Here is a 26245-nt window from a genome sequence, read left to right as displayed (position 1 = left end):
GCCCTTACGGCGGGTCACTTTGGAAAAGCCCCAAAGTAACCAAAAGGCTCTTGCCCCACCACTCGGTACCTCGCCTAGGCTCGGTATGCCCGAACGAAGGCTTGAATCCGTGGGCCGCCGTCATGGGCCATCCTTGGCCCAGGACGGCTAACCCGGCGTCCTGCCGGGTTACCCACGGATTCAAGCCTGCGTTCGGCCAGCGTGGTTAACGGGGCGCCTGAGATCAAGATCAAAAGCCAGAGCCAGATCAAAAGATTGCTGACTTCGTCAGCGGTTAAGGAAGTAGAAGCCACACCGCGTACGCTTCAATGATCAGGTCGGCTTTAAGGCCGCCTCGTCTTGTTTTTGATTTGGGATCGCCCCGTCAAACACGCTGGCCGAACGCAGGCTTTGGAGCGTGGGTAACCCGGCAGGACGCCGGGTTAGCCGCACTGGGCCATGGATGGCCCATTGCGGCGGCCCACGCTCCAAAGCCGGAGTGAGGGCACACCGAGCCTAGGCGAGGTGCCGAGTGTTGGGGCGAGGACCTTTTGGTTACTTTTGGGTCCTTCCAAAAGTGACCCGCTGTAAGAGCGGAACCCTAAGTGGCCGTGACCTAAATAACGGATATACACACGGAGCAAAAAATGCCGCAGTTCACAAAAATCCTGATCGCCAACCGCGGCGAAATCGCCTGCCGCATCCAGCGCACGGCCCAGGCCTTGGGCTACCGCACCGTCGCCGTCTACAGCGACGCCGACGCCGAGGCCCTGCACGTGCAGATGGCCGACGAAGCCGTGCGCATCGGCCCCGCGGCGGTACAACAGTCCTACCTCAATATCCCGGCCATCCTCGAGGCCGCGGAAAAAACCGGCGCCGATGCCATCCACCCCGGCTACGGTTTCCTCTCGGAAAACCCGGGCTTCGCCCGCGCATGCCAAGACGCCGGCCTGACGTTCATCGGCCCCAGCGCCGAGGCCATCGAACTGATGGGCAGCAAGCGCCGCTCCAAGCTCGCCATGCTCGAGGCCGGCGTGCCTTGCATCGCCGGCTACCAGGGCAGCGCCCAGGACGACACCTGCCTGCAACGTGAAGCCGAGCGCATCGGCTACCCGCTGATGATCAAGGCCAGCGCCGGCGGCGGTGGCCGTGGCATGCGCCTGGTCCACCAGCCGGAGGCGCTGCTGGAAAGCCTGCACAGCGCCCGCTCGGAGGCCAGGCATGCGTTCGGCAGTGACGAACTGATCCTCGAACAGGCGCTGATCGAGCCGCGCCACGTCGAGATCCAACTGTTCGGCGACCGCCACGGCAACCTGATTTACCTCGGCGAACGGGACTGCTCGATCCAGCGCCGCCATCAAAAAGTCATCGAGGAAGCGCCCTGCCCGGTGATGACGCCCGAACTGCGCCAGGCCATGGGCGAAGCCGCGCTCAAGGCCGGACGCGCAGTGAATTACCTCGGCGCCGGTACCGTGGAGTTCCTGCTCGACCGCAACGGCCGGTTCTACTTCCTGGAAATGAACACCCGCCTGCAAGTGGAGCACCCGGTCACCGAGCTGATCACCGGCCTCGACCTGGTGGCCTGGCAACTGCAAATCGCCGCCGGCCAGCCGCTGCCGCTCGAGCAGGCGCAGGTGAGCCTGAACGGCCACGCCATGGAAGTGCGCCTCTATGCCGAAGACCCGGCCCAGGGCTTCCTGCCGCAAACCGGTGAGGTGCTGCGCTGGGAACCGGCCGTGGGCGTACGGGTTGACCATGGGCTGTGCGAAGGCGAAACCATCAGCCCGTTCTATGACCCGATGCTCGGCAAGCTCATCGCCCATGGCGCCACCCGCGAAGAAGCCCGGCGCAAGCTGCTGCGGGCGGTGGAAGACACGCTGTTGCTGGGGGTGACGACCAATCAGCGCTTGTTGGCTGAACTGCTCAAGCACCCAGGCTTTATCGACGGTGATTTCAGCACCGGGTTTATCGCCGAGCACTTCAGCGAAATACCGCGCCCGGCCGCGACAAGTGATCAACTCGCCCTGGCCGCCGCGCTGTTTTACCAACACAGCGCCGACCAGCATCCCCACGGCCTCGCGGGATGGCGCAACAACGCCCGTGTTCCCTGCACCTTGCGCCTGGAGGCCGACGGCGAAACCCACACCGTCACCGCCGCCGCCCTGCCACTCAGCACCGATGGCCGTCGCGCCACCCTGGTGCTCAACGGCGTTCGCCGTCGCATCGCCTATCACCTTAAGGGCTCCCGGCTGTGGCTGCCTGGCCTTACCGTCACCAACCGCACCCAGCAGGTTGCCGGGCGCCAGGCCGACGCCGGCAGCGGCACGATCAAGGCACCGATGGACGGTGCCATCGTCGACGTCCGCGTCAGCACCGGTGAACAGGTGACTAAAGGCCAACTGCTGCTGGTGCTCGAAGCCATGAAAATGGAGCATCCACTCAAGGCCGACAGGGACGGCGTGGTCAAGGCCGTGCAGGTCACAACAGGCGATCAGGTACGCAATCGCCAGGTTCTGCTGGAGATCGAATAACCCCCTAGTCGGAACTACAAGGCCGGTCTACGCTCTATCCCCAACAGGAAAGGACGAGTACGGGAACCTGCGCGATGCCTCATTGGCTGATTATTGACCTTGAAGCCACAACGGATGAAGGCGGCTGGCCCGTGACGGAGATGGAAGTCATCGAGATCGGCGCGAGCCTGGTGAACCGCCAGGGCCGCGAGCTGGACCACTTCCAGCGCTTTGTGCGGCCGCTGCGCCGCCCCTTGCTCACGCCCTTTTGTCGCCAGCTGACCCATATCACCCAGGCAAATATCGACGGCGCTGCGCCGTTCATCGAGGTGTGGCCGCTGTTCGAGCGCTGGCTGGGCCAGCATCAGGCGCGCCTGGAAGGCTGGGCCAGTTGGGGTGACTACGATCGCGTACAGCTGGAGCTCGAGTGGCAGCGCCATGGCCTGGCCAGCGCCATGGCCCCCACGCCCCATGTCAACCTCAAGCAACGCTTCGCCAAGGCCCGGCGCCTGGACAAGCCCCTGGGGCTCAATGGCGCCCTGCAATTGGCGGGGATGCAGTTCCAGGGCCAGCAACATCGAGCGCTGGAAGATGCACGCAACACCGCGCGCCTGCTGCCGCTGATTTTGCCGGTCTAGGCAGCGCCCGAAGCCTTGGGCATACTGACTCCCCCTTTTCCTTGCTGCTCAACTGTAGGAGCGAGCTTGCTCGCGAAGGTCGTTAACGATAACGCGGTAAACCTGGCACCCAGCGGCGCTCTCAGGTTTTTCGCGAGCAAGCTCGCTCCTACAGGATGAGCGTAAAGCATCAACTTTTTCCGAGGATTCGCCCATGTTCAAAGTCAACGAGTACTTCGACGGCACCGTCAAGTCGATCGCTTTCGGCACCGCAGAAGGTCCGGCGACCATCGGCGTGATGGCCCCGGGTGAATACGAATTCGGCACCGCCCAGCGTGAAATCATGCACGTGGTGTCCGGCGCCTTGAGCGTCAAGCTGCCCGACGCCAACGACTGGGAAACCTTCGCCGCCGGCAGCCAGTTCAACGTACCGGCCAACAGCAAGTTCCAATTGAAGGTCGCGGTGGACACCGCTTACCTGTGCGAATACCGCGGCTGATCGCTGCGCCGCAAAAAAAATGCCCGTCTCCTGCGAGACGGGCATTTTTTATGGGCGCATGACTTATTCGAGGATGATCACCGGCATGCCCACTTCCAGGCGGCCCACGCCATCGTTGACCAGGTTCTGGCCAAAAATCGCGCCGTCCTCCGTCTTGCGGTAGGCCTCCAGCGTCACAAAAGGCTCACGGTCGGGGCTGCGCTCGCCGGTGTGCGGATCGATGGTGGTGAGAATGCAGCGTGAGCAGGGCTTGACTGCGCGAAACTCCACATCCCCGATGCGCAGGCGCTTCCAGCCGTCTTCGGCGAAGGCGTCGCTGCCTTCGATCACCAGGTTGGGGCGAAAGCGCAGCATGTCCATGGGACGGCCGACTTTCTGCGAGAGGTCGTCGAGGGACGCTTGCCCGATCACCAGCAACGGATAACCGTCGGCGAACGCGACCTGGTCATCATCGCGGCCGTAACCTGCCTGGGTAGTGCGCGCCCGTTCCAGAGGAATCTGCACCAGCCGCGTGGGCTTGCCGATAAAGGCGCTGACCCAGGCGGCGGCTTCGTCGCCGGCGTCCGGCACACGCAAGGTGTCGCGCCAGATGGTCACGCCACGTAACTCAGCCGCGCTGCCGGGCAGCGCCACATCCAGCGGCGCGTAGCCAGGCGAACTCAGGGTCAGGCCGCCGCTGCTGTTCCACAGCGCCGACAGTTGGCTCATCTTTGCCACGGCGCGCTGGGTGAGGAAACGCCCGCTGGCCTCATCCACCAGCATCCAGCGTCGATCGCCGTCCAACCCCAGTTTATCCAGGCCGACCTGTTGCAGAGTTTCGGCCTTGCCGGACTTCAAGGGGTAACGGTACAACGCGCTGAGACGAAGCATGGGCCAACATTCCTGAGGGGCAAAGCCGTCACCCTAAGGTCAAGCGGACGCTTCGTCCAGCATCAGGCGCTGACGTACCACATCCACCAGCTTGTCCGGCTGAAACTTGGACAGGAAGTTGTCGCAGCCGACCTTCTTCACCATCGAGTCGTTGAAGCTGCCTGACAGCGAAGTGTGCAGTACCACGTAGAGCTTGCGCAGCCGTGGGTCGTTGCGGATTTCGGTGGTGAGGCGGTAGCCGTCCATCTCGGGCATTTCGGCGTCGGTGAAGATCATCAGCAGCTTGTCGGTCATCACATGGCCGGCGTCGGCCCAGGCCTTGAGCATATTCAACGCCTTGAGACCGTCGCTGGCGATGTGCATCTTCACGCCCAGTTGGCCGAGGGTGTCGCGCAATTGCGACAGGGCCACGTTGGAGTCGTCCACCAGCAGCACTTCGCGGCCACGGGCGCGTTCCAGCACCGGGTCGTCGAGTTTTTCGCGGGAGACCTTGGCGTTGTACGGCACGATCTCGGCAAGGACTTTTTCCACGTCGATGATCTCCACCAACTGGTCGTCGACCTTGCTGATGGCGGTGAGGTAATGCTGGCGCCCGGCGCTCGTCGGCGGCGGCAGGATGGCTTCCCAGTTCATGTTGACGATGCGGTCCACGCCACCCACCAGGAACGCCTGCACCGAGCGGTTGTACTCGGTGACGATAATGGTGCTGTTGGGGCCCGGCACCAGCGGACGCATGCCGATGGCCTGGGACAAGTCGATCACTGGCAGGGTCTGGCCCCGCAGGTTGACCACGCCGCACACGAAGGGGTGGCGCTGGGGCATCAGGGTCAGCTTGGGCAGTTGCAGGACTTCCTGCACCTTGAACACGTTGATGGCGAACAGCTGCCGCCCGGCCAGGCGGAACATGAGGATCTCCAGGCGATTCTCACCCACCAGTTGCGTGCGTTGGTCTACCGTGTCGAGAATGCCGGCCATTAAGAGCTCCTGGTGTGCGCTGGAAAGTAATGCGCGAAGTGTTTGTGCAGTTAGCTTGTTATCGGCGGCAAACGCCGGACCTTGACCCCGGTAAAATGCCACGTAAACTCATTGATGTCACACTGACATCATGCTTTACTGCTGAGGCCTGTTCATATGGCGGTGCAGCGACGTTGCGCGACATTCAAATCGACGCAAGGTTCCGTCATGTAAGGGATTCCCCTAGGCACAATCAGGCCCAACCTGATGTTCGCAATATCTAATAGCCATTAATGTGACGCCATTCTCATTGCATGAATGGAGTCAGGCTTTTGTTTGCCATCCCCAGCCCTCGTCTTATGGGTTTTCCAGACGTTCACGTGACGGCAACTGAAGGTGTGCAATCGAGCCCGCTCACGGGGGCCACGCACAGCCGTCGCCGTCATTTAAATAAACGTCCTACTGAAAACTCAGAAGCAACCTACAGATTCCCGTTATCTTTCAGCGGTAGTTTTACGCCATTCACCCGGTGCGACCTCTCATCACCCGACCTTATGTTGTGGAGACTTGCATGATGAACGACGGTAACGAGTGGCAAGTTGCACTTCCTGAGTTCCTGCGCGAGGCTGAAAAGCTGCTGACCAAGTCGGAAGAATGCCTGAGCCACCTGCATTTGATCCGCAACGACAGTGACGCCATCGACTGCATGAAAATCAGCCTGATCAAGCTCGCCGAAAAGGCCGATTGCCTGGCCCTGCAAGCGATCAGCGAATTCTCGCGGCATATCCAGGACGTGATCGCCAACGCCGAAAGTCCTTTGCAGTTACATGATCAAGCCCTGGAAGCCCTGCATGACTGCTTGACATTGCTGGCCTGGCAGCTGGAACTGATCGATGCAAAAACAGGCCAGCTGACCCTGGATAAAGAAGAACAGACCAAGTTGATTGACACGGTCACCCTGCACATTCCGCAAAAGGGTTTCAGTTACAATCCGCAACAACGTATGCACCATTTGTCTTGAAGCGTTATCAGGTCGCATTCAAGCACGGGGTTATCTAAAAACGACGACTCCAACTAATCCGCTGGAGAAAAATGGCGATTCAATATCAATTAGCCATTAACGATACAAACCCTTTGAAATAATACAACCTCACTTCATTAACTCTGGGATTATCATTCCTCGAGTTGTTGCGCGTTTAAATAGGCCCGCCAGGCACGGCACTTGGCGACCAACGGTAAGAGTGGTGGTACTATGCACCCGCTTGAAGTGACTCAACTTCAGCCTGCTTGAGAACGATTCAAGAACGTATTCCAAACAGAGCCCGGTCAGCCGCGACCGGTCTTCCCGCAGCGAACCTTCATTGGCTCCATCCGCTATGCATGCCAGCCTCAAGACATTCATCGCAAGGTCCGCGTCCCGCAGTAACGCACGCCGTTTGATCCTCGCCCTGTGCCTCGGCTCGCTGCTGCTGAGCCTGTGGGCCTACAGCCGCTCCGCGCCGTTGCCGCTGCTGGTGCTGCTGCTCAACCTGGCCACCTTGGTGGTGGTTGGCCTGCAACAGTGGCGCTCGCGTAAATCCATCAAGTTCCAGCCCCAGGAGTTGGCCGATCGCCTGCTGCAAGTGCAGGAAAACGAACGTCATCGCCTCAGCCGTGAACTGCATGACGATATCGGCCAGTTGCTGACCGCCGCCAAGCTGCAAAGCGAATGGCTCAAGCGCCGCCTGCCGGATGAATTGCAAAGCCAGTGCACTGTGTTGTGCAACACCTTGAACGAGACCCTGGCCAAGGTGCGCGACGTGTCCGCCATCCTCAACCCCCGGCAGCTCGCCAGCCTGGGCCTGGAAGCCAGCCTGCGCGCGCACCTGCTCAAAACCCTGGAAAACACCCCGGTGCACTGGAGCCTTGAATGCCAGCAACGGCTGAGCGGCATCCCTGAGGAAATGGCCGTAGCGGCCTTTCGCATTACCCAGGAAGCCGTGACCAACATGCTGCGCCACGCCCAGGCGCGCAACCTGCTGGTGCGCCTGCAGCGCCTGCCCGAGGGCCTGTCGCTGACCATCTGCGATGACGGCCAGGGCTTTTCGCCCGCCATCAACCCCGGCCTGGAAGGCCAACGGGGCATGGCTGGCATGTCCGAGCGCATTGACCAGCTTGGCGGTTCATTATCCGTCAGCAGCCAACCAGGCCACGGCACACGGATAGACGCGCTTTTCCCCTGGGCGCCTCGCTCCCTCGAACGGGCCAGCGCCCCTAAGGTTATCGAGTGACCTGCACATTACTCCTGGTGGATGACCATGCACTGATCAGGGCCGGCGTACGTGCGCTGATCCAGGATATTCCCGGCTACACGGTGACCGGCGAAGCCAGCGATGGCGCGCAATTGTTGGAGCAGTTCAATACCTTGCTGCCGGATATCGTGCTGTTGGACCTGTCCATGAAGCACACCAGCGGCCTCGAGGCGCTACAGCAACTCAAGCATGCGCACCCCAGGAGCAAGGTGCTGATCCTGTCGATGCACACCGACCCGGAGCTGATCATGTGCGCGCTGGAGGCAGGCGCCCACGGCTACCTGCTCAAGGACACCACTGCCAACGAGCTGGAACACGCGTTGCTGGCCTTGCGCAACAACGAGCGCTACCTTAGCCCGGCGATCGCCCATACCGTGATCAACCAGGCGCTGGTGCGCAGCCAGGGGTCGACCACGCCCGCCAGCCACAGCCATAACCTCACGGCCCGCCAACTGGAAATCCTGCGCCTGATCGTGCGCGGCAAATCCACCCGCGAGATCGCCCACGGCCTGGGCCTGAGCATCAAGACCGTAGAAGCCCACCGCTCGCAAATCATGAAGCGCCTGCAGATATTCGACGTGGCGGGCCTGGTGTTATTTGCCGTGCGCGAGCAGATCATCAGCCTGGACGACTAGGGGCGAACCCACCGGCAAATGCACGCGCAGGGCCTTGGGCAAGGCCTCGAAGTGCAGGTCGTCACCTTCCAGCGGCTCGCCATCGAGGTTGATGTACAAGCCCTGCGCGACCTTGATGTTGACCCACGGCAGGCGTGCCCGCACGAACATCGCGTCCAGCTCCCAGCCGTTCCCCATCAGCTCGCGCAAGGTGCCGACCACTTCCTGGGGCGCCGGCAGGATACTGACGTCCAGCAAGCCATCGTCGGCCAATGCCCCAGGGCACAGCACATGCCCACCGCCCGCCTGGCGACCGTTGCCGATGCCCAGCGCGAGCAGCTCGCCCTTCCAGTGGAAATCCGGCCCGTCCAGCTCGGCATAGGCGGCCTTCAACTCGCTGAAGCGCGTCAGGCCGGTGAACAGGTAGGCGGCGCCACCGAGGACTTTCTTCAGGTCTTCGGAGGTATTGGCGGTGACCTGGCTGCCGAAGCCGCCGGTGGCCATATTCAGGAAGATTTGCCCGCCGACCTGGCCGAGGTCGATCGCACGGGGCGGCACATCCAGCAACGCCAGGGCCTGGGCGGGCTCCAATGGCACGCCGGCAGCCTTGGCGAAGTCATTGGCGGTCCCCAGGGGCATCAGCACCAGGCTGGCTTCACCCTTGGCCTCGGCCATGGCCTCGGCCACGTCGCGCAAGGTGCCGTCGCCGCCGCCGGCAATGATGTGGGTATAGCCGCCCTCCAAGGCTTCCTTGACCAGGCGCTTTGCGTCACCGCCCTCCCAGGTCACCCGTACCGCCAGCTCCCCACCCTGCCTGCGCCGGGCCAGCACGGCGCTGCGCACGTCCTCGTTGAGGGCCTGCTTGCCGTGGAGGATCAACAGTGCCTTGGGGGTAGTCATGGGTGGCTTACTCCTGGATTCAAAGGTGCTTGAAGGATGTGGACCCTGGGCGACCGAAAAAAAGCCATGGGCGTTGAAAAATTAATCCCGCGACCCAGGCATGCCCAGGCTTTCGCCGCTGTGATCGGGGAAGCCCGCTTTCGTCGACGCCATCACCCCGGCGCCCGGCACGTTCCCAGTCCAGGCAATCACGCCCCGGCACCGCGCGCACCAGCAGCGCCACGGGAACCACACGTAAAATGTCATCAGCAGCCAACTCGCAGAGGAATAAAGGGCTGCTTACGGCTGACGGCAATTCTGTTTGACCGACAGCCGCGGCGCCGGCTCGTACTTCACCTGCTGCAAGCCATCGGCGCCCTGGAAGATGAAGTATTTGATCCGGCAGTCCTTGAACATCGGCGAGTAACCCTCAGCCCGGAAGCCTTGGCCGTCGACCTGCTTGGTCACAGTGTTGTTGCGGCTGACCACCGCGAGCACCTGGGCATAACCCTGGCCCATCTTCACCCCCGGCTCGCCGGTGACCGTCATCGACGAGGCGCAACCGCCCAACCCTGCCGCCGCCAATACCAGCGCGACGCCGTACAGTCCATTGCGTAGATCGTTCATTCGCTGCTTCCCTTCAGTGATGGATCAGCGGCGGCCATCGCACACTGGAGATTCGCCAACGCGTCCCTGGCATGGCCCGTGGCTCAACGTGAGGTCAATGCCGCTGGCACCGATGCAACGTCCTTGCAACGGATCATCGACAGGGTTTACTGGACATCTTCAGCCTGATCGCCACTGAGCACGACGCGGTCGATCTTGAAGCACGGCATTTGATTGTGCGGTAAGCGCGGAGGTGGCGACCCAAGACGGCAGCCAAACAGAGGGTTTTGCTCGAGAGGGGGATCAACAGACATTTCGCATCCTTGTGAGTGAAATTTCCTACATGCGTAGATGGGTCATCACAAAGAAGTAAAAGTGCCACGGAGAACCATGGCACTGTGACACATCCGACACAATCAGCCGCAGCCGGCATTCAAGGCATAGAGAGAGGCGCACGGTTCACACGGCGCAATCAGCTCTTGTGTAACTTACTCATCAACTGCGCCTCAGCCTGGGTCAAGCCACACGACTGGGTCAGTTCATCCACGGTAGCGCCCATGCCCACCAGCTTCGCCGCCTGGGCAAATGACAGGCTGGAAGGATCACGCTGCTCGATCTGCGCCAGTTTGTCCGGCAACGGCGCGAGGATGGCGCGCAGTTCATGCACCTCGTCCCCGACCTTCACCGCACTCTGCTGGAAGTGATCGACCCGCTTGACCAACTCCAGCACCCGTCGATCACGCACCGCATCGCGCTGGGCCTGCTGCATCGCCAATTCGCGCTGCTGGCGTATATAGCGCAGCAGAAAACCCAAGGTCCCGGCCCACAACAGGGCCAGGACAATCACCGCGACCTCAAGGAACAATCAGATGCTCTCCAGTTCCGACCATTCTTCTTCGCTCATCATTTTGTCCAGCTCAACCAGAATCAACAGTTCGTTGTTCTTGTTGCACACGCCCTGGATGAACTTGGCCGATTCCTCGTTGCCCACGTTCGGCGCGGTTTCCACTTCCGATTGGCGCAGGTAGACCACTTCCGCGACGCTGTCGACCATGATCCCGACCACTTGCTTGTCGGCCTCGATGATGACGATACGCGTGTTGTCGCTGACTTCGACCGTGTCCAGGCCAAAACGCTGGCGGGTGTCGATCACCGTCACCACGTTGCCGCGCAGGTTGATGATGCCCAGCACATAGCTTGGCGCACCGGGAACCGGAGCGATCTCGGTGTAGCGCAGCACTTCCTGCACGCGCATCACGTTAATACCGTAGGTTTCGTTGTCCAGTTTGAAGGTAACCCATTGCAGGATCGGATCATCCAAACCTTGTGCGGACGCTGACTTGTTCATATCTCTGACCCCTTCAAATGCCGATGTAGGCGGCGTGTGTACTTCTTTTGGCCGCACGCTCGCGCGGCCCTTATTGTCCAATCAACTGCGTTTGTTCACCGGCATCGCCTTAACGGCACCGCTGGCGATCAACTCGGCCAGTTCGGCAACGTCCAGCAACGCGCACATGTGTTCGATCACGGTGCCTGCCAGCCAGGGCCGCTGGCCCCGATGGCTGCGCCATTTGATTTCATTCGGGTCCAGGCGCAGCGAACGGCTGACTTGATGCACCGCCAGCCCCCATTCGTAGCCCTGCACCGAGATCACGTATTGCAAGCCCTGGCGGAAGTCATCGCGGTAGCGGTCGGGCATCACCCAGCGCGCGGTGTCCAGCACCTTGAGGTTACCGGCCTGGCTCGGCAGGATGCCCAGGAACCACTCCGGCTGCCCGAACAATGGCGTCAGTTCCTGGCCCTCCAACGAGTAGATCGAGCCCAGGCACACCAACGGCACCGCCAGGGTCAACCCGGCGACGTCGAACAGCAGACATTCAAATGGCTCGGCCGCCCAGGCCGGACGATCATCGCCGCTCACCGGCGGTGGCGTGATGCTCGGTGGCAGGTGCACTTCCACGACCGGCTCGACCACCACAGGCACGACGGGCGCGACCACCGGGACGCTGACCGGGACGACGAGTGCATCGCGGGCCTGCTCTTCCAATACAGCCAACTGGAACTCATCCAGGCTGCTCGACGACGGCACTTCGACCGCCGGCTCCAGCACCAGGATCGGTTCCGGCAATTCTTCTGCGGTCGCGTCCTGCAGCAAGGCATCCAGGTAGGATTCCAGTGCCAGTTGCGGGCGGGTCTTGACCTTGAGTTCGACGGGACGGTTCATCATCAGGCCACCTGCGCCACAAGCTGCTGGGACAGCAGGTGCTTGAGCAACGCCCGGTAGGCCAGCACACCGCGGCTTTTGCCGTCGAACTGCGACGGCGTGAGCCCGGCACGGCTGGCATCACGCAGGCGGGTATCCACCGGGATGTAGCCGTTCCAGATGGTCTCCGGGTAGGCATCGCGCAGGACGCGCAAGGTGCCCAGGGACGCCTGGGTGCGGCGGTCGAACAGGGTGGGCACGATGCTGTAGGGCAACGCCTGTTTGCGCGAACGGTTGATCATCGCCAGGGTACTGACCATGCGCTCCAGGCCCTTGACCGCCAAGTGCTCGGTCTGCACCGGGATCACCAGTTGCTGGCTGGCCGCCAAAGCGTTGACCATCAGCACGCCGAGCAACGGCGGGCTGTCGATGATGGCGTAGTCGAAGTCCTGCCACAGTTGCGCCAGGGTCTTGGCGATCACCAGGCCCAGGCCGCTCTGCCCCGGCGACTGGCGCTCCAGGGTGGCCAGCGCGGTACTCGACGGCAGCAGGGAAATGCTTTCGTTACTGGTGGGCAGCAGCAATTGCCCGGGCAGGTCGGCCGGTACGTTGCCTTTGTGCAGGAACAGGTCGTAGTTGCTGTGCTCCAGCGCATCCGGGTCGTAGCCGAAATAGCTGGTCATCGAGCCGTGGGGGTCGAGGTCGACCACGACCACACGCTTGCCCGCCTCGGCCAGCAAGCCGGCTAAAGCGATGGAGGTGGTGGTCTTGCCGACTCCACCTTTTTGATTGGCAACTGCCCAGACTCTCATTCGGATGGTTCCTCCCGGTGGGCACACGCGCGACCGAGACATTGCATAAGGTTATTGAGCCGGCGACGGAGAATTGACGGCACTCTGCTGAACCGGCGGCTTTGCAGGGGCCGGTGCAGTTTGTGTGCCAGCGCGCTTCAAGGCCGCATCCGGTGTTGCATTGGCGGTACCGGTGCCGGTCAGGCTACGGCGCACCTCCAGGTTTCGGGACACCACCAGCACCACCCGACGGTTGCGTGCGCGGCCTTCGAGCGTGGCGTTATTGGCCACCGGCTGGAACTCGCCATACCCCACCGACGCCAGGCGTCCAGGGTTCACGCCCTGCATCGCGAGCATGCGCACGATGCTTGCGGCACGGGCCGATGACAGCTCCCAGTTGGTCGGGTACTGCGCAGTACTGATCGGCACATTGTCGGTAAAGCCTTCAACGTGGATCGGGTTTTCAAACGGTTTGAGGATCGCCGCCACCTTGTCGATGATGGTGAACGCCTGGTCGCTGGGCAATGCATCGGCACTGGCGAACAGCAGGCTGGAATTGAGCTCGATCTCCACCCACAATTCATTGCCGCGCACGGTCATCTGGTTGGAGCTGATCAGGTCGCCAAACGCGGCACTGATGTCATCGGCGATGCTTTTCAGCGGATCACTGGTGCCGCCCACGCCGGCAGCGGTTTCGTCGCTGTCATTGACCAGCGGCTTGGCCGGGGTCACGGTCTTGGGCCGCTCTTCGCCAATCGGGATCGGCTTGAGCGAACGGTCGGCGTCGTTGAACACACCGATCAACGCCTGGGAAATGACTTTGTACTTGCCTTCGTTGATCGACGAGATGGAGTACATCACCACGAAAAAGGCGAACAGCAAGGTGATGAAGTCCGCATAGGACACCAGCCACCGTTCGTGGTTGACGTGTTCTTCAGGCTCGCGACGGCGACGGCTCACAGGCGATTACCTCCGCAAAACAAATCAACTGTAGGAGCGAGCTTGCTCGCGAAAAACCCGAGAGCAACGCGTTCATCCAGGATGCCCGCGTTATCGTTGACGATTTTCGCGAGCAAGCTCGCTCCTACAGGGTTCATGACCATCAATCCATGAAGCCCTGGAGCTTCAATTCGATGGAGCGCGGGTTCTCGCCCTCGGCAATCGACAGGATGCCTTCGAGCAGCATCTCGCGATAACGCGACTGGCGCATGGCAATCGACTTGAGCTTGCTGGCCACCGGCAACAGCACCAGGTTGGCACTGGCCACCCCGTAGATGGTGGCAACGAACGCCACGGCAATGCCGCTGCCCAGTTGCGACGGATCGGCCAGGTTGCCCATCACGTGGATCAGGCCCATCACCGCGCCGATGATGCCGATGGTCGGCGCGTAGCCGCCCATGCTTTCAAACACTTTGGCGGCGTTGATGTCGCGGCTTTCCTGGGTGTAGAAATCCACCTCGAGGATGCTGCGGATCGCTTCCGGCTCGGCGCCGTCCACCAGCAATTGCAGGCCTTTGCGCGAATAGCTGTCGGGTTCGGCATCGGCCACGCCTTCGAGGCCCAGCAGGCCTTCCTTGCGCGCGGTGAGGCTCCAGTTGACGACGCGATCGATGCCACCGGCCAGGTCGACACGCGGCGGAAAAATGATCCAGATGAGGATTTGCATCGCGCGCTTGAACGAACTCATCGGTGACTGCAGCAACGCGGCGCCCACCGTGCCGCCAATCACGATCAGCGCCGCCGGGCCGTTGGCCAGGGCGCCCAGGTGACCGCCTTCGAGGTAGTTGCCGCCAATAATGGCGACAAACGCCAGGATGATGCCGATCAGGCTCAATACATCCATCAGAGGCAGGCCTCCACCAGATGCCTGCCGATGTCGTCCAGGCTGTAGACGGCGTCGGCCAGGTCAGCCTTGACGATGGCCATGGGCATGCCATAGATCACGCAGCTGGCCTCGTCCTGGGCCCAGATCGCACTGCCGCCCTGCTTGAGCAGGCGCGCGCCTTCACGACCGTCGGCGCCCATGCCGGTGAGCACCACCGCCAGAACTTTGTCGCCGTAGGACTTGGCCGCCGAACCGAAGGTGATGTCCACGCACGGCTTGTAGTTGAGGCGCTCATCACCCGGCAGGATTTTGATCGCGCCACGGCCGTCGACCATCATCTGCTTGCCGCCCGGAGCCAGCAACGCCAGGCCAGGACGCAGGATGTCGCCATCCTCGGCTTCCTTGACGCTGATGCGGCACAGCTTGTCCAGGCGCTCGGCAAAGGCCTTGGTGAACGCGGCGGGCATGTGCTGGATCAACACGATCGGCGCCGGGAAGTTGGCCGGCAATTGGGTCAACACGCGCTGCAAGGCGACCGGGCCGCCGGTGGAGGTGCCGATGGCGACCAGTTTATAAGCCTTGCGCTTGGGCGCAGGCGAATGGGCAGCCGCCGGTGCGGACGTCCGCACCGGCGGCGCGGCAGGCCGTGCAACCGGCGCAGGCGCCGGGCGGCCAAACGTGGAACCGGCAGGCGCCGCCGGCGCAGCAACCGGTGCCGGCGCAGGGGCTGGCGCGCTGAACAGGCTGCGGCGGTTGCTGCGGGAAATACTGTGGACTTTCTCGCACAGCAGTTGCTTGACCTTCTCGGGGTTGCGCGAGATGTCTTCGAAATTCTTCGGCAGGAAGTCCACCGCCCCCGCATCCAGCGCGTCGAGGGTCACTCGGGCGCCTTCGTGGGTCAGCGAGGAGAACATCAATACCGGGGTCGGGCAGCGTTGCATGATGTGCCGGACTGCCGTGATGCCATCCATCATCGGCATCTCGTAGTCCATGGTGATCACGTCCGGCTTCAACGCAATGGCTTGATCAATCGCCTCTTTGCCGTTGGTGGCCGTGCCGACCACCTGGATGCTTGGATCGGCGGAAAGAATTTCCGAGACGCGGCGGCGGAAGAAACCCGAATCGTCCACCACCAGGACCTTGACTGCCATAAACACTCCGTTAGGTGGGGCGGGCAATACCGCCTATGCCCCACCAGAATCAAATACGCCGAGCGGCGTAACGCTTGAGCATGCTCGGAACATCGAGAATCAGCGCGATCCGACCGTCACCGGTGATGGTCGCACCCGACATGCCCGGGGTTCCCTGCAGCATTTTGCCCAAAGGCTTGATGACCACTTCTTCCTGGCCAACCAGTTGATCGACGACAAAGCCGATACGCTGGGTGCCCACGGAGAGAATCACCACATGGCCTTCGCGCTGCTCTTCATGGGCGGCCGATGCAACCAGCCAGCGCTTGAGGTAGAACAGGGGCAACGCCTTGTCCCGCACGATCACCACTTCCTGGCCGTCGACCACGTTGGTGCGCGACAGGTCGAGGTGGAAGATCTCGTTGACGTTGACCAGCGGGAAGGCGAACGCCTGGTTGCCCAGCATCACCATCAGGGTCGGCATGATCGCCAGGGTCAACGGCACCTTGATGACGATCTTGGAGCCCTGGCCCTTGGTCGAGTAGATGTTGATCGAGCCGTTGAGCTGGCTGATCTTGGTCTTCACCACGTCCATGCCCACGCCACGGCCCGACACGTCGGAAATCTCGGTCTTGGTCGAGAAGCCGGGGGCGAAGATCAGGTTGTAGCACTCGGTGTCGGTCAGGCGGTCGGCGGCGTCCTTGTCCATCACGCCACGCTTGACGGCGATACTGCGCAGGATATTCGGGTCCATGCCCTTGCCGTCATCGGTGATCGACAGCAGGATGTGGTCGCCTTCCTGCTCCGCCGCCAGGATCACCTTGCCGCCACGGGACTTGCCTGAGGCTTCGCGTTCTTCCGGGGTTTCGACACCGTGGTCGACAGCGTTGCGCACCAAGTGGACCAGCGGGTCGGCCAGGGCCTCGACAAGGTTCTTGTCGAGGTCGGTTTCTTCACCCACCAGTTCCAGGTTGATCTCTTTCTTCAGCTGGCGCGCGAGGTCGCGAACCAGGCGCGGGAAGCGGCCGAAGACTTTCTTGATCGGCTGCATGCGCGTTTTCATCACCGCGGTCTGCAGGTCGGCGGTGACCACGTCGAGGTTCGACACGGCCTTCTGCATGGCTTCATCGCCACTGCTCAGGCCCAGGCGCACCAGGCGGTTACGCACCAGTACCAGCTCGCCGACCATGTTCATGATGTCGTCCAGCCGCGCGGTATCGACCCGTACGGTGGTTTCGGCTTCACTGGCCGGTTTTTCCGCGACCGGCGCCGTAGCGGCACGCGCTGGAGCCGGGGCAGCAGCCGGCGCAGGCGCAGGCTTGGCGGCGGGCGCGGCGGCTTTGGCGGCAACCGGTGCCGCCGTGGCTGCAGCAGCGGCCGGGGCGACTTCGGTGAACTTGCCCTTGCCGTGCAGATCGTCCAGCAGTGCTTCGAATTCGTGATCGGAGATCAACCCATCGTCCGCAGGCTTGGCCCCGGCAGCGGGTGCTGCCGGGGCCGCGGCCGTAGCGGCGACTGCCGGCAAGGCATCGGCCGCGAAGGTGCCCTTGCCATGCAACTGGTCGAGCAACGCTTCGAATTCATCGTCAGTGATGTCGGTGCTGGCAGAAGCGGCAGGCGCCTGCGCAGCACCGGCGGCGGCACCGGCAGGCGCCACGGCGTCGGCGGCGAACTGGCCCTTGCCGTGCAATTGATCGAGCAGGGACTCGAACTCAGCGTCGGTAATGTCCTCGCTGGTCGGCGCGGCAGCCGGGGCAACCGGGGCAACCGCAGCCGGCGCTTCGGCTTCGGCCTTGACGGCACTGAGGGAGCTGAGCAGTTGCTCGAACTCGCTGTCCGTCACATCCGCTTCAGGCTCCGCCACCGGTTCCGGTACGGCTTCGACCACCGGCGCTGCCGAGGTGTCGGCCGGCTCTGCATAGCGCGCCAGGGCGGCCAGCAGTTCCGGAGTGGCTGCGGTGATCGGGGCACGCTCGCGCACTTCGCTGAACATGCCGTTGACCGCATCCAGTGCTTCGAGAATCACGTCCATCAACTCCGAATCAACGTGACGCTCACCCTTGCGCAGGATGTCGAACACGTTCTCGGCGATGTGGCAGCACTCCACCAGCTCATGGAGCTGGAGGAAGCCGGCGCCCCCTTTTACAGTATGAAAACCGCGAAAAATTGCATTGAGCAGGTTCGCATCATCCGGGCGGCTTTCCAGCTCGACCAGTTGTTCGGACAGTTGCTCTAAAATTTCGCCGGCCTCTACAAGGAAATCCTGAAGGATCTCTTCATCGGCGCCGAAGCTCATGTGGGTGCTCCTTAGAAGCCTAAACTGGATAACAGGTCATCTACGTCATCCTGACCTGACACAACGTCTTCACGTTTATCGGCATGAATCTGCGGACCTTCACCCTTGGCGAGATGTTTTTGTGGATCTTTTTCAGAGAGGATCGCTTCGCGGTCATGTTCGATGCCGGCAAAACGGTCGACCTGGCCGGCCATGAGTACCAATTTGAGCAGGTTGCTTTCCACTTCGGTGACCAACTGGGTCACACGCTTGATCACCTGACCGGTCAGGTCCTGGTAATCCTGGGCGAGCAGAATGTCATTGAGGTTGCTGGAAACCGTGCGGTTTTCCTGCTCGCTGCGCGACAAAAACCCTTCGACCCGACGTGCCAGCTCACGAAACTCTTCCGCACCGACTTCACGGCGCATGAAGCGGCCCCAGTCAACGCTCAGGGCGTGGGCTTCCGTGGCCATGCCGTTGACCAGGGGCGTGGCGTTTTCCACCAGGTCCATGGTGCGGTTGGCCGCCGCCTCGGTCAGCCTGACCACATAGGACAGGCGTTCGGTGGCGTCGGTGATCTGCGAAATCTCTTCGGCCTGGGGCATGTGCGGGTCAATCTGGAAATTGACGATCGCGCTGTGCAGCTCGCGTGTGAGCTTGCCCACTTCCTGGTACAGGCCTCGGTCACGGGTCTGGTTGAGCTCATGGATCAACTGCACCGCATCGCCGAACTGGCCTTTTTCAAGGCTGTCGACCAACTGGTGAGCATGCTTTTTCAGGGTCGACTCAAAGTCTCCCTGTGACGTTTCTTTATGCTCCATAGCTCCCCCGCGATGGCATCAGCCGTGGATGCGTTCGAAGATCTTTTCGATCTTCTCTTTCAAGGCCTGTGCAGTGAATGGTTTGACCACGTAACCGTTGACCCCGGCCTGGGCGGCTTCGATGATCTGTTCACGCTTGGCTTCGGCGGTCACCATCAACACGGGAAGGCTGCGCAATTTTTCGTCGGCACGCACGTGGCGCAACAAGTCGATACCGGTCATCCCCGGCATGTTCCAGTCCGTTACCAGAAAGTCGATGCTCCCGCTGTTGAGGATCGGAATCGCCGTAAGGCCGTCATCCGCCTCGACCGTGTTTGTGAACCCAAGGTCACGCAACAGGTTTTTTATGATCCGCCGCATCGTTGAGAAGTCATCAACGATGAGGATTTTCATGTTCTTGTCCAATTCGACCTCCAAGCAGTCTTAAACGCGCCCAGCACCTGGACGCGCCATTTCAATCAACAGGCATTACACAAAAAGGACTGCCGAGGGCACCACGGCCCGAGCCCGCGAAGGCTATCACCTTCGCGGTATCGCTTTGCAATGCTCCCCACACTGCCTGTCAGCGCGCTCGCCACTCTCCCAGACGCCCCCGCAAGCGGGCCGCGCACTGGCTGTGCAACTGGCTGACACGGGATTCGCTGACCCCCAGGACCTCACCGATTTCCTTGAGGTTCAGCTCTTCGTCGTAGTACAGCGCCAACACCAACCGCTCGCGCTCCGGCAAGTTGGCAATGGCGTCCGCCAACGCTCCCTGGAAACGCTCATCTTCCAGGTCACGCGACGGCTCCATATGCGTGCTCGCGCCGTCCTCATGCAGCCCTTCGTGTTCGCCGTCCTGTAACAGGTCGTCGAAACTGAACAGGCGGCTGCCCAAGGTATCGTTCAAAATCCCGTAATAATCGTCGAGACTCAATTGGAGTTCGGCCGCAACTTCGTGATCTTTAGCGTCGCGACCGGTTTTTGCTTCAATTGCACGAATTGCGTCACTGACCATGCGTGTATTGCGGTGCACCGAACGCGGCGCCCAATCGCCTTTGCGCACTTCGTCGAGCATCGCGCCACGGATGCGGATGCCCGCATACGTCTCGAAGCTCGCGCCCTTGCTCGCGTCGTACTTGGTCGACACTTCGAGCAGGCCGATCATGCCCGCCTGGATCAGGTCTTCGACCTGGACGCTGGCGGGCAGGCGTGCCAGCAGGTGATAGGCGATGCGCTTGACCAGTGGCGCATAGCGCTCGATCAACTCGCCCTGGCTGTCACGGGCAGACTTCTTGTAAGCGTTATAGCCGTTCGCTGTCATAGCACCGGTCCTGCACTCGTCTGATGCACCAATCGCTCGACGAAAAACTCCAGATGCCCCCGAGGGTTGGCAGGCAACGGCCAGGTATCGACCTTCTGGGCAATAGCCTTGAACGCCAATGCGCACTTGGAACGAGGGAACGCTTCGTAGACTGCACGCTGCTTTTGCACAGCCTTGCGCACACACTCGTCGTAGGGAACTGCACCGACGTATTGTAAGGCGACATCGAGAAAGCGATCCGTGACCTTGGTCAACTTGGCGAACAGGTTGCGACCTTCCTGCGGGCTCTGGGCCATGTTGGCCAGGACGCGGAAGCGGTTCATGCCGTAGTCACGGTTAAGCAGTTTGATCAGGGCGTAGGCGTCGGTGATCGAGGTGGGTTCATCGCAGACCACCAGCAAGACTTCCTGCGCCGCGCGCACGAAGCTGACCACGGACTCGCCGATCCCGGCGGCGGTGTCGATCACCAGCACGTCAAGGTTGTCGCCGATGTCACTGAATGCCTGGATCAGGCCGGCATGCTGCGCCGGGCTCAGGTGCACCATGCTCTGGGTACCGGAGGCGGCCGGCACGATGCGGATCCCGCCTGGGCCCTGGAGCAGCACGTCGCGCAGCTCACAGCGCCCCTCGATCACATCGGCCAGGGTGTGTTTGGGCGTCAGTCCCAGCAGAACGTCGACGTTCGCCAGCCCCAGGTCAGCATCCAGCAGCATGACGCGACGGCCAAGCTCTGCCAGGGCCAGGGACAAATTCACTGACACGTTAGTTTTTCCGACGCCACCTTTGCCGCCGGTCACCGCGATCACCTGTACGGGATGCATGCTGCCCATTTTATTTCTTTACCTTGTCTTGCTTAGACGCAGGCTACATGGCTTGGCCGCGTGAATCGCTTGCAGACCATCGATGTAGGTACATTTCACGGTGTTCATCGCGCCTCAACCCACCCGCTTTGCCGGGTTGTGGTAAAGGTCGGCGAACATATCGGCCATCGCTTCCTCGCTAGGCTCTTCTTGCATTTGCACGCTGACAGCGCGGCTGACCAGTTGATGACGGCGCGGCAGATGCAAATCATCCGGGATCCGCGGGCCGTCGGTCAGGTAGGCAACCGGTAGTTCATGGCTGATAGCCAGGCTCAACACTTCGCCCAGGCTGGCGGTTTCATCCAGTTTAGTCAGGATGCAGCCGGCCAGACCGCAACGCTTGTAGCTATGGTACGCAGCGGTAAGAACCTGTTTCTGGCTGGTGGTTGCAAGCACCAGGTAATTTTTCGACTTGATACCACGCCCGGCCAGGCTTTCCAGTTGCAGGCGCAACGCCGGATCGCTGGCCTGCAGGCCGGCGGTGTCGATCAGCACCACGCGCTTGCGCAGCAACGGATCGAGCGCGTTGGCCAGGGATTGGCCCGGGTCGACGTGGGTGACCGGCACATTGAGGATACGGCCCAGGGTCTTGAGCTGTTCCTGGGCGCCGATGCGGTAGCTGTCCATGCTCACCAGCGCGATGCTGTTCGCGCCGTACTTGAGCACATAGCGCGCCGCCAGCTTGGCCAGGGTGGTGGTCTTGCCCATGCCGGCAGGGCCGACCATGGCGATCACACCGCCCTCTTCCAGGGGTTCGATTTCCGGGGTGGCGATCATCCGCGCCAGGTGGGCCAGCAACATGCGCCAGGCCTGGCGAGGCTCTTCGATTTCGGTGGTCAGGGCCAACAGGTCGCGGGACAACGGGCCGGACAGGCCGATGCGTTGCAGGCGGCGCCACAGGTTGGCCTGGTGCGGTTTGCTGCCTTGCAGTTGGGTCCAGGCCAGTGAACCCAGTTGCACTTCCAGCAATTCGCGCAGGCCGTTGAGTTCAAAACGCATCGAGTCGAAGACGCGCTGGTCGACTGCGGCGGCCGGGGCTGGCGCGGCAGGACGTGGCGGTTCGATGAACGTTGGCTCAACCAGCGGCTCGGCGGCGGTCAGCGGCAGGCCGGCGAACAACTGGCGATTGGTGGAGGCATCGCTGTCGCCACGCATGCTCAGCTCAGCCTGGGCCGAGACGATGCGCGAAGCGGTCTTGCGCAGCTCGTCTTCGAGTTCCATGTTCGGCACACGCGGCGCCAATGCCGAGGGGGTGTAGTCCAGGGCAGCCGTCAGCTCGACACCGCCGGCAATACGACGATTACCGATAATCGCGGCATCGGCGCCCAGCTCATCGCGGACCAGTTTCATGGCCTGACGCATATCGGCGGCGAAAAAACGCTTAACTTGCATAACCCACTACCCTCAGCCGTTGGGCCCTACTGTCGCAACGATAGTCACTTGCTTGTTGTCAGGAATTTCCTGATAAGCCAAAACGTGCAAATTCGGTACTGCCAGACGTCCAAACCGCGACAGCATCGCCCGGACCGGACCCGCCACCAGCAGAATCACGGGTTGGCCCTGCATTTCCTGGCGCTGTGCGGCGTCGATCAACGAACGCTGCAGTTTCTCAGCCATGCTTGGCTCCAGCAGAACGCCCTCTTCCTGGCCTTGTCCTGCCTTCTGAATACTATTGAGCAATATCTGTTCCAACCTTGGTTCCAAGGTGATCACAGGCAGCTCGGAGTCAAGCCCTACAATGCTTTGCACGATTGCGCGGGACAATCCGACACGCACCGCCGCCACCAGCGCGGCGGTATCTTGACTCTTGGCGGCATTGTTGGCGATAGCCTCGGCAATGCTGCGAATGTCGCGTACCGGCACCTGTTCGGCCAACAGCGCCTGCAGCACCTTGAGCAGTTGCGACAACGACAGCACGCCCGGCACCAGCTCTTCTGCCAGTTTTGGCGAGGCCTTGCCCAGCAAGCCCATCAATTGCTGGACTTCTTCGTGGCCGATCAGCTCGTGGGAGTGCTTGTACAGGATCTGGTTGAGGTGAGTTGCGACCACGGTACTGGCGTCCACCACGGTGTAGCCCAGGGACTGCGCCTGGCTGCGCTGGCTGATTTCGATCCACACCGCCTCCAGGCCAAAAGCCGGATCTTTGGCGGTAATGCCGTTGAGGCTGCCGAATACCTGGCCGGGGTTGATTGCCAGCTCGCGGTCCGGGTAGATCTCGGCTTCGGCCAGGATCACGCCCATCAGGGTCAGGCGGTAGGCACTGGGGGCCAGGTCGAGGTTGTCGCGGATATGCACGGTGGGCATCAGGAAGCCCAGGTCCTGGGACAGCTTCTTGCGCACGCCCTTGATCCGCGCGAGCAACTGGCCGCCCTGGTTGCGGTCCACCAGCGGAATCAGGCGGTAGCCGACTTCCAGGCCAATCATGTCGATCGGGGTCACGTCGTCCCAGCCCAACTCCTTGGTTTCCTGGGCGCGGGCCGGGGATGGCAGCAGTTCTTGCTGGCGGGCAATTTCTTGTTGGGCGATGACTTTGACCTGGTTCTGCTTCTTCCAGAACAGGTACGCAGCACCGCCGGCCAGGGCCGCCATGCTCAGGAACGAGACGTGGGGCATGCCCGGCACGATACCCATGATCGCCATGATGCCGGCCGCCACAGCCAAGGCCTTGGGCGAGGCAAACATCTGGCGGCTGATCTGCTTGCCCATGTCTTCGGAGCCCGAAGCACGGGTCACCATGATGGCGGCAGCTGTAGATAACAACAGTGATGGCAATTGCGCCACTAAACCGTCACCGATGGTCAGCAGGGCGTACACCTTGCCCGCATCGCCGAAGGTCATGCCGTGCTGGAAGATCCCGACCGCCATGCCGCCGATCAGGTTGATGAACAGGATCAGCAGGCCGGCGATGGCGTCACCGCGCACGAATTTACTGGCACCGTCCATGGAACCGTAGAACTCGGCTTCCTGGGCGACTTCCAAGCGGCGGGTCTTGGCCTGGTTCTGGTCGATCAGGCCGGCGTTGAGGTCGGCGTCGATAGCCATCTGCTTGCCGGGCATGGCGTCGAGGGTAAAGCGTGCGCTCACCTCGGAAATCCGCCCGGCGCCCTTGGTCACCACCACGAAGTTGATGATCATGAGGATCGCGAACACCACGATACCGACCACGTAGTTACCGCCGATCACCACCTCACCGAAGGCCTGGATCACCTTACCGGCAGCGGCGTGGCCATCCTGGCCGTGGAGCATGACCACACGGGTGGACGCCACGTTCAGCGCCAGGCGCAACAGGGTTGCCACCAGCAGGATCGTCGGGAACACCGCGAAATCCAGCGGCCGCAAGGCGTAGACGCACACCAGCAGCACGACGACGGACAGGGCGATGTTGAAGGTGAAGAACACGTCCAGCAGGAACGGCGGCATCGGCAACATCATCATTGCCAGCATGACCAGCAACAACAACGGCACACCCAGATTGCCCCGCGAGAGGTCAGTCAGGGTGCCACGGGCCGTGCTGAACATTTGAGAGCGATCCACCACCGGTATTCCTCGTTTCCTTGAAGCAAACTTTTGACGCCGGGAGGCGTCCTGGAGGCGGTATTGCAAGAAGCCTTCCAACTTTGCTTTTGAGGAGGTGGATCGCTACAGGCGCCCGAGTTCTATCGGATGTAAACACTCCAACTGCGGGAGGGGACAAGCCCCCTCCCATAGTCGGTTCTGTGCACATCCATTACCGACAGCGAAACTAGCGCCCACGGGCTAGCTCACAGTTTTAACTTCAGTTGCCTGCAGCCCCTTGGGACCGTTGGCAAGCACGTATTCGACCTTTTGGTTTTCATCCAGGCTTTTGAAACCGCCGGAAACGATCCCCGAGTAATGCACAAATACATCTTCAGAACCGTCGTCCGGCTTGATGAAACCAAACCCCTTTTCTGCGTTGAACCACTTTACGATGCCGGTTGCCATTAACCTTCTCCACCCTGCTTGTTTTAAGACCTGAGCCTAATCAAACGCGCTGGAAATAAGATTGACTACTGTCAAAGTTGACAGGTAGACGGCAGTTAGTGACGAGTGGTAAGAGGTCAGGAATCGCGACGCAACTCCGGCGGAATCGGCAGGTCCTTGAGCGGATCCGGGCGTTTCCCCTTACCCGCGCGATATTGGCGAATCTGATAGACATACGCCAACACCTGGGCCACGGCCAGGTACAACCCCGCCGGGATTTCCTGGTCGAGGTCGGTGGAGTAGAAGATCGACCGCGCCAGCTCCGGCGATTCCAGCAGCAGGATGTCGTGGGCCACGGCGATTTCGCGGATTTTCAACGCGGTAAAGTCGCTGCCCTTGGCCAGCAGCATCGGCGCGCCGCCCTTCTCCGGGTCGTACTTGAGGGCCACGGCGTAGTGGGTCGGGTTGGTGATGACCACGTCGGCGTCGGGCACCGAGGCCATCATCTTGCGCTGGGACATTTCCCGCTGCAGCTGGCGGATGCGTTGCTTGACCTCGGGGCGGCCTTCCTGATCCTTGTGCTCGTCGCGCACTTCCTGCTTGGTCATCAGCAGTTTCTTGTGGCTTTCCCACAACTGGATCGGCGCATCCACCGCCGCGATGATGATCAGCCCGGCGGCCATCCACAGCGCACTCCAGCCCACCACCTGCACGCTGTGGATGATCGCCGACTCCAGGGGTTCATGGGCGATGCGCAGCAGGTCGTCGATGTCGGACGACAACACCATCAGTGCCACGAACAGAATCAGGATGAACTTGGCCAGGGCCTTGAGCAGCTCCACCAGGGCCTTGGCGGAGAACATGCGCTTGAGACCGGCCGCAGGGTTCATGCGGCTGAACTTGGGTGCCATGCTGCCGGCGGCGAACAGCCAGCCGCCGAGGGCGACCGGGCCGATCAGTGCGGCCAGCAGCAGGGTGATCAGGATCGGCTGCACCGCCAATATCGCGATCTTGCCCGAGTGCAGCAGGTATTGACCCATGGAGCCAGGGTTGAGCAGCACATCGCGGGGCAAGGTGAAGTTGTGCTTCATCAGCTCCATCAAGTCCAGCGCCAGGCCGCCACCATAGATCAGCAAGGCACCGGATCCGGCCATCATGGTCGCAACGGTGTTGAGCTCCTTGGAACGGGCAATCTCGCCCTTTTCCCTGGAGTCCTTTTTACGCTTCTCCGTGGGGTCTTCTGTCTTGTCCTGACCACTCTCGCTCTCGGCCATGG

General features: G+C 61.7%; 26 protein-coding genes. 6 read left to right on the top strand and 20 right to left on the bottom strand.

Going from position 1 to position 26245, the window contains the following annotated elements; all coding sequences use genetic code 11:
- Positions 1-626 precede the first annotated feature (626 nt).
- From Q8X51_RS01495 to ppnP, 3 genes are all read left to right on the top strand, one after another.
- A complete protein-coding gene (locus Q8X51_RS01495; protein WP_407693440.1) occupies positions 627-2510 on the top strand; it encodes an acetyl/propionyl/methylcrotonyl-CoA carboxylase subunit alpha in 1884 nt (627 codons plus the stop codon).
- Between the two features lie 74 nt (positions 2511-2584).
- The gene (locus tag Q8X51_RS01490) at positions 2585-3127 is read left to right on the top strand and encodes an exonuclease domain-containing protein (protein WP_027603887.1); all 543 of its coding nucleotides are present in this window, start codon (positions 2585-2587) and stop codon (positions 3125-3127) included.
- 193 nt (positions 3128-3320) lie between these two features.
- Positions 3321-3605 (top strand): pyrimidine/purine nucleoside phosphorylase, encoded by a 285-nt coding sequence (gene ppnP / locus Q8X51_RS01485; protein ID WP_027603886.1) that lies wholly within the window; start codon positions 3321-3323, stop codon positions 3603-3605.
- A gap of 63 nt (positions 3606-3668) precedes the next feature.
- On the opposite strand, the gene Q8X51_RS01480 is transcribed toward ppnP, so the two are convergent.
- Both Q8X51_RS01480 and Q8X51_RS01475 read right to left on the bottom strand, forming a co-directional pair.
- Positions 3669-4475, bottom strand: a complete 807-nt coding sequence (locus tag Q8X51_RS01480) for an MOSC domain-containing protein (RefSeq protein ID WP_065924151.1) — start codon at positions 4473-4475, stop codon at positions 3669-3671.
- A 39-nt stretch (positions 4476-4514) separates the two neighbouring features.
- A complete protein-coding gene (locus Q8X51_RS01475) occupies positions 4515-5450 on the bottom strand; it encodes a chemotaxis protein CheV (RefSeq protein WP_027603884.1) in 936 nt (311 codons plus the stop codon).
- Between the two features lie 550 nt (positions 5451-6000).
- On the opposite strand from Q8X51_RS01475, the gene Q8X51_RS01470 reads away from it, so the two are divergent.
- The 3 genes from Q8X51_RS01470 to Q8X51_RS01460 all read left to right on the top strand — a co-directional run bounded on the left by Q8X51_RS01470 (position 6001) and on the right by Q8X51_RS01460 (position 8355).
- Positions 6001-6450: a hypothetical protein gene (locus Q8X51_RS01470; protein WP_174562740.1), complete on the top strand. Its 450-nt coding sequence runs from the start codon at positions 6001-6003 to the stop codon at positions 6448-6450.
- A gap of 355 nt (positions 6451-6805) precedes the next feature.
- Positions 6806-7699, top strand: coding sequence for a sensor histidine kinase (locus tag Q8X51_RS01465; RefSeq protein WP_065924150.1), 894 nt, complete (start codon positions 6806-6808; stop codon positions 7697-7699).
- Positions 7696-8355 (top strand): response regulator, encoded by a 660-nt coding sequence (locus tag Q8X51_RS01460; RefSeq protein WP_407693439.1) that lies wholly within the window; start codon positions 7696-7698, stop codon positions 8353-8355. The genes Q8X51_RS01465 and Q8X51_RS01460 overlap by 4 nt, the downstream gene beginning before the upstream one ends.
- Here Q8X51_RS01460 and yegS read toward each other — a convergent pair.
- From yegS to flhB, 18 genes are all read right to left on the bottom strand, one after another.
- Positions 8314-9234 carry a lipid kinase YegS gene (gene yegS / locus Q8X51_RS01455; RefSeq protein ID WP_065948321.1) on the bottom strand — a complete coding sequence of 307 codons (921 nt, stop codon included), beginning with the start codon at positions 9232-9234 and terminating at the stop codon, positions 8314-8316. The genes Q8X51_RS01460 and yegS overlap by 42 nt on opposite strands.
- A gap of 279 nt (positions 9235-9513) precedes the next feature.
- Positions 9514-9840: a hypothetical protein gene (locus Q8X51_RS01450; RefSeq protein WP_065924147.1), complete on the bottom strand. Its 327-nt coding sequence runs from the start codon at positions 9838-9840 to the stop codon at positions 9514-9516.
- A gap of 451 nt (positions 9841-10291) precedes the next feature.
- Positions 10292-10684 (bottom strand): DUF2802 domain-containing protein, encoded by a 393-nt coding sequence (locus tag Q8X51_RS01445; RefSeq protein WP_407693438.1) that lies wholly within the window; start codon positions 10682-10684, stop codon positions 10292-10294.
- Positions 10685-11167, bottom strand: coding sequence for a chemotaxis protein CheW (locus tag Q8X51_RS01440; protein WP_005790025.1), 483 nt, complete (start codon positions 11165-11167; stop codon positions 10685-10687).
- A gap of 81 nt (positions 11168-11248) precedes the next feature.
- The gene (locus Q8X51_RS01435) at positions 11249-12043 is read right to left on the bottom strand and encodes a CheW domain-containing protein (protein ID WP_330215001.1); all 795 of its coding nucleotides are present in this window, start codon (positions 12041-12043) and stop codon (positions 11249-11251) included.
- Between the two features lie 2 nt (positions 12044-12045).
- On the bottom strand, positions 12046-12834 hold the full coding sequence (locus Q8X51_RS01430) for a ParA family protein (protein ID WP_065924144.1): 789 nt from the start codon (positions 12832-12834) through the stop codon (positions 12046-12048).
- Positions 12835-12885: 51 nt separating this feature from the next.
- A complete protein-coding gene (gene motD, locus Q8X51_RS01425; RefSeq protein ID WP_065924143.1) occupies positions 12886-13773 on the bottom strand; it encodes a flagellar motor protein MotD in 888 nt (295 codons plus the stop codon).
- 142 nt (positions 13774-13915) lie between these two features.
- Complete coding sequence (locus Q8X51_RS01420; RefSeq protein ID WP_027603872.1) at positions 13916-14656, bottom strand: flagellar motor protein; 741 nt, start codon at positions 14654-14656, stop codon at positions 13916-13918.
- Positions 14656-15789 (bottom strand): protein-glutamate methylesterase/protein-glutamine glutaminase, encoded by a 1134-nt coding sequence (locus Q8X51_RS01415; protein ID WP_074847404.1) that lies wholly within the window; start codon positions 15787-15789, stop codon positions 14656-14658. Before Q8X51_RS01415 ends, Q8X51_RS01420 begins: the two co-directional genes overlap by 1 nt.
- 49 nt (positions 15790-15838) lie before the next feature.
- The gene (locus Q8X51_RS01410) at positions 15839-18064 is read right to left on the bottom strand and encodes a chemotaxis protein CheA (RefSeq protein WP_137212127.1); all 2226 of its coding nucleotides are present in this window, start codon (positions 18062-18064) and stop codon (positions 15839-15841) included.
- 11 nt (positions 18065-18075) lie between these two features.
- Positions 18076-18864, bottom strand: coding sequence for a protein phosphatase CheZ (locus Q8X51_RS01405; protein WP_065924973.1), 789 nt, complete (start codon positions 18862-18864; stop codon positions 18076-18078).
- Positions 18865-18882: 18 nt separating this feature from the next.
- The gene (locus tag Q8X51_RS01400) at positions 18883-19257 is read right to left on the bottom strand and encodes a chemotaxis response regulator CheY (RefSeq protein WP_160385018.1); all 375 of its coding nucleotides are present in this window, start codon (positions 19255-19257) and stop codon (positions 18883-18885) included.
- 169 nt (positions 19258-19426) lie between these two features.
- Positions 19427-20167 carry an RNA polymerase sigma factor FliA gene (gene fliA / locus Q8X51_RS01395; RefSeq protein WP_065924972.1) on the bottom strand — a complete coding sequence of 247 codons (741 nt, stop codon included), beginning with the start codon at positions 20165-20167 and terminating at the stop codon, positions 19427-19429.
- Positions 20164-20997, bottom strand: a complete 834-nt coding sequence (gene fleN, locus Q8X51_RS01390) for a flagellar synthesis regulator FleN (protein ID WP_003192912.1) — start codon at positions 20995-20997, stop codon at positions 20164-20166. The genes fliA and fleN overlap by 4 nt, the downstream gene beginning before the upstream one ends.
- Positions 20998-21102: 105 nt before the next feature.
- Positions 21103-22419, bottom strand: coding sequence for a flagellar biosynthesis protein FlhF (flhF, locus tag Q8X51_RS01385; protein WP_330214999.1), 1317 nt, complete (start codon positions 22417-22419; stop codon positions 21103-21105).
- A gap of 12 nt (positions 22420-22431) precedes the next feature.
- Positions 22432-24546 carry a flagellar biosynthesis protein FlhA gene (gene flhA / locus Q8X51_RS01380; RefSeq protein ID WP_370671248.1) on the bottom strand — a complete coding sequence of 705 codons (2115 nt, stop codon included), beginning with the start codon at positions 24544-24546 and terminating at the stop codon, positions 22432-22434.
- 237 nt (positions 24547-24783) lie between these two features.
- Positions 24784-24990, bottom strand: coding sequence for a cold-shock protein (locus Q8X51_RS01375; RefSeq protein WP_027603866.1), 207 nt, complete (start codon positions 24988-24990; stop codon positions 24784-24786).
- Between the two features lie 116 nt (positions 24991-25106).
- On the bottom strand, positions 25107-26243 hold the full coding sequence (gene flhB / locus Q8X51_RS01370; protein ID WP_065946824.1) for a flagellar biosynthesis protein FlhB: 1137 nt from the start codon (positions 26241-26243) through the stop codon (positions 25107-25109).
- Positions 26244-26245 lie beyond the last annotated feature (2 nt).

The sequence above is a fragment of the Pseudomonas sp. Yb2C2 genome (assembly GCF_052112325.1).
GTDB lineage: Bacteria > Pseudomonadota > Gammaproteobacteria > Pseudomonadales > Pseudomonadaceae > Aquipseudomonas > Aquipseudomonas marginalis.
The sequence above is the reverse complement of the archived record's forward strand: the minus strand, read 5'-3'. Positions and strand labels throughout refer to the sequence as shown.

What these genes read in the sequence shown, in the direction of transcription:
- yegS (WP_065948321.1), bottom strand. Translation starts at nt 9,234, where the DNA reads ATGACTACCCCCAAGGCACTGTTGATCCTCCACGGCAAGCAGGCCCTC.
- Q8X51_RS01410 (WP_137212127.1), bottom strand. Translation starts at nt 18,064, where the DNA reads ATGAGCTTCGGCGCCGATGAAGAGATCCTTCAGGATTTCCTTGTAGAG.
- Q8X51_RS01440 (WP_005790025.1), bottom strand. Translation starts at nt 11,167, where the DNA reads ATGAACAAGTCAGCGTCCGCACAAGGTTTGGATGATCCGATCCTGCAA.
- Q8X51_RS01450 (WP_065924147.1), bottom strand. Translation starts at nt 9,840, where the DNA reads ATGAACGATCTACGCAATGGACTGTACGGCGTCGCGCTGGTATTGGCG.
- flhB (WP_065946824.1), bottom strand. Translation starts at nt 26,243, where the DNA reads ATGGCCGAGAGCGAGAGTGGTCAGGACAAGACAGAAGACCCCACGGAG.
- Q8X51_RS01420 (WP_027603872.1), bottom strand. Translation starts at nt 14,656, where the DNA reads ATGGATGTATTGAGCCTGATCGGCATCATCCTGGCGTTTGTCGCCATT.
- Q8X51_RS01490 (WP_027603887.1), top strand. Translation starts at nt 2,585, where the DNA reads ATGCCTCATTGGCTGATTATTGACCTTGAAGCCACAACGGATGAAGGC.
- Q8X51_RS01415 (WP_074847404.1), bottom strand. Translation starts at nt 15,789, where the DNA reads ATGGCAGTCAAGGTCCTGGTGGTGGACGATTCGGGTTTCTTCCGCCGC.
- ppnP (WP_027603886.1), top strand. Translation starts at nt 3,321, where the DNA reads ATGTTCAAAGTCAACGAGTACTTCGACGGCACCGTCAAGTCGATCGCT.
- Q8X51_RS01475 (WP_027603884.1), bottom strand. Translation starts at nt 5,450, where the DNA reads ATGGCCGGCATTCTCGACACGGTAGACCAACGCACGCAACTGGTGGGT.
- flhA (WP_370671248.1), bottom strand. Translation starts at nt 24,546, where the DNA reads ATGTTCAGCACGGCCCGTGGCACCCTGACTGACCTCTCGCGGGGCAAT.
- flhF (WP_330214999.1), bottom strand. Translation starts at nt 22,419, where the DNA reads ATGCAAGTTAAGCGTTTTTTCGCCGCCGATATGCGTCAGGCCATGAAA.
- Q8X51_RS01375 (WP_027603866.1), bottom strand. Translation starts at nt 24,990, where the DNA reads ATGGCAACCGGCATCGTAAAGTGGTTCAACGCAGAAAAGGGGTTTGGT.
- Q8X51_RS01430 (WP_065924144.1), bottom strand. Translation starts at nt 12,834, where the DNA reads ATGAGAGTCTGGGCAGTTGCCAATCAAAAAGGTGGAGTCGGCAAGACC.
- Q8X51_RS01405 (WP_065924973.1), bottom strand. Translation starts at nt 18,864, where the DNA reads ATGGAGCATAAAGAAACGTCACAGGGAGACTTTGAGTCGACCCTGAAA.
- Q8X51_RS01400 (WP_160385018.1), bottom strand. Translation starts at nt 19,257, where the DNA reads ATGAAAATCCTCATCGTTGATGACTTCTCAACGATGCGGCGGATCATA.
- fliA (WP_065924972.1), bottom strand. Translation starts at nt 20,167, where the DNA reads ATGACAGCGAACGGCTATAACGCTTACAAGAAGTCTGCCCGTGACAGC.
- Q8X51_RS01435 (WP_330215001.1), bottom strand. Translation starts at nt 12,043, where the DNA reads ATGAACCGTCCCGTCGAACTCAAGGTCAAGACCCGCCCGCAACTGGCA.
- Q8X51_RS01480 (WP_065924151.1), bottom strand. Translation starts at nt 4,475, where the DNA reads ATGCTTCGTCTCAGCGCGTTGTACCGTTACCCCTTGAAGTCCGGCAAG.
- Q8X51_RS01465 (WP_065924150.1), top strand. Translation starts at nt 6,806, where the DNA reads ATGCATGCCAGCCTCAAGACATTCATCGCAAGGTCCGCGTCCCGCAGT.
- fleN (WP_003192912.1), bottom strand. Translation starts at nt 20,997, where the DNA reads ATGGGCAGCATGCATCCCGTACAGGTGATCGCGGTGACCGGCGGCAAA.
- Q8X51_RS01470 (WP_174562740.1), top strand. Translation starts at nt 6,001, where the DNA reads ATGATGAACGACGGTAACGAGTGGCAAGTTGCACTTCCTGAGTTCCTG.
- Q8X51_RS01495 (WP_407693440.1), top strand. Translation starts at nt 627, where the DNA reads ATGCCGCAGTTCACAAAAATCCTGATCGCCAACCGCGGCGAAATCGCC.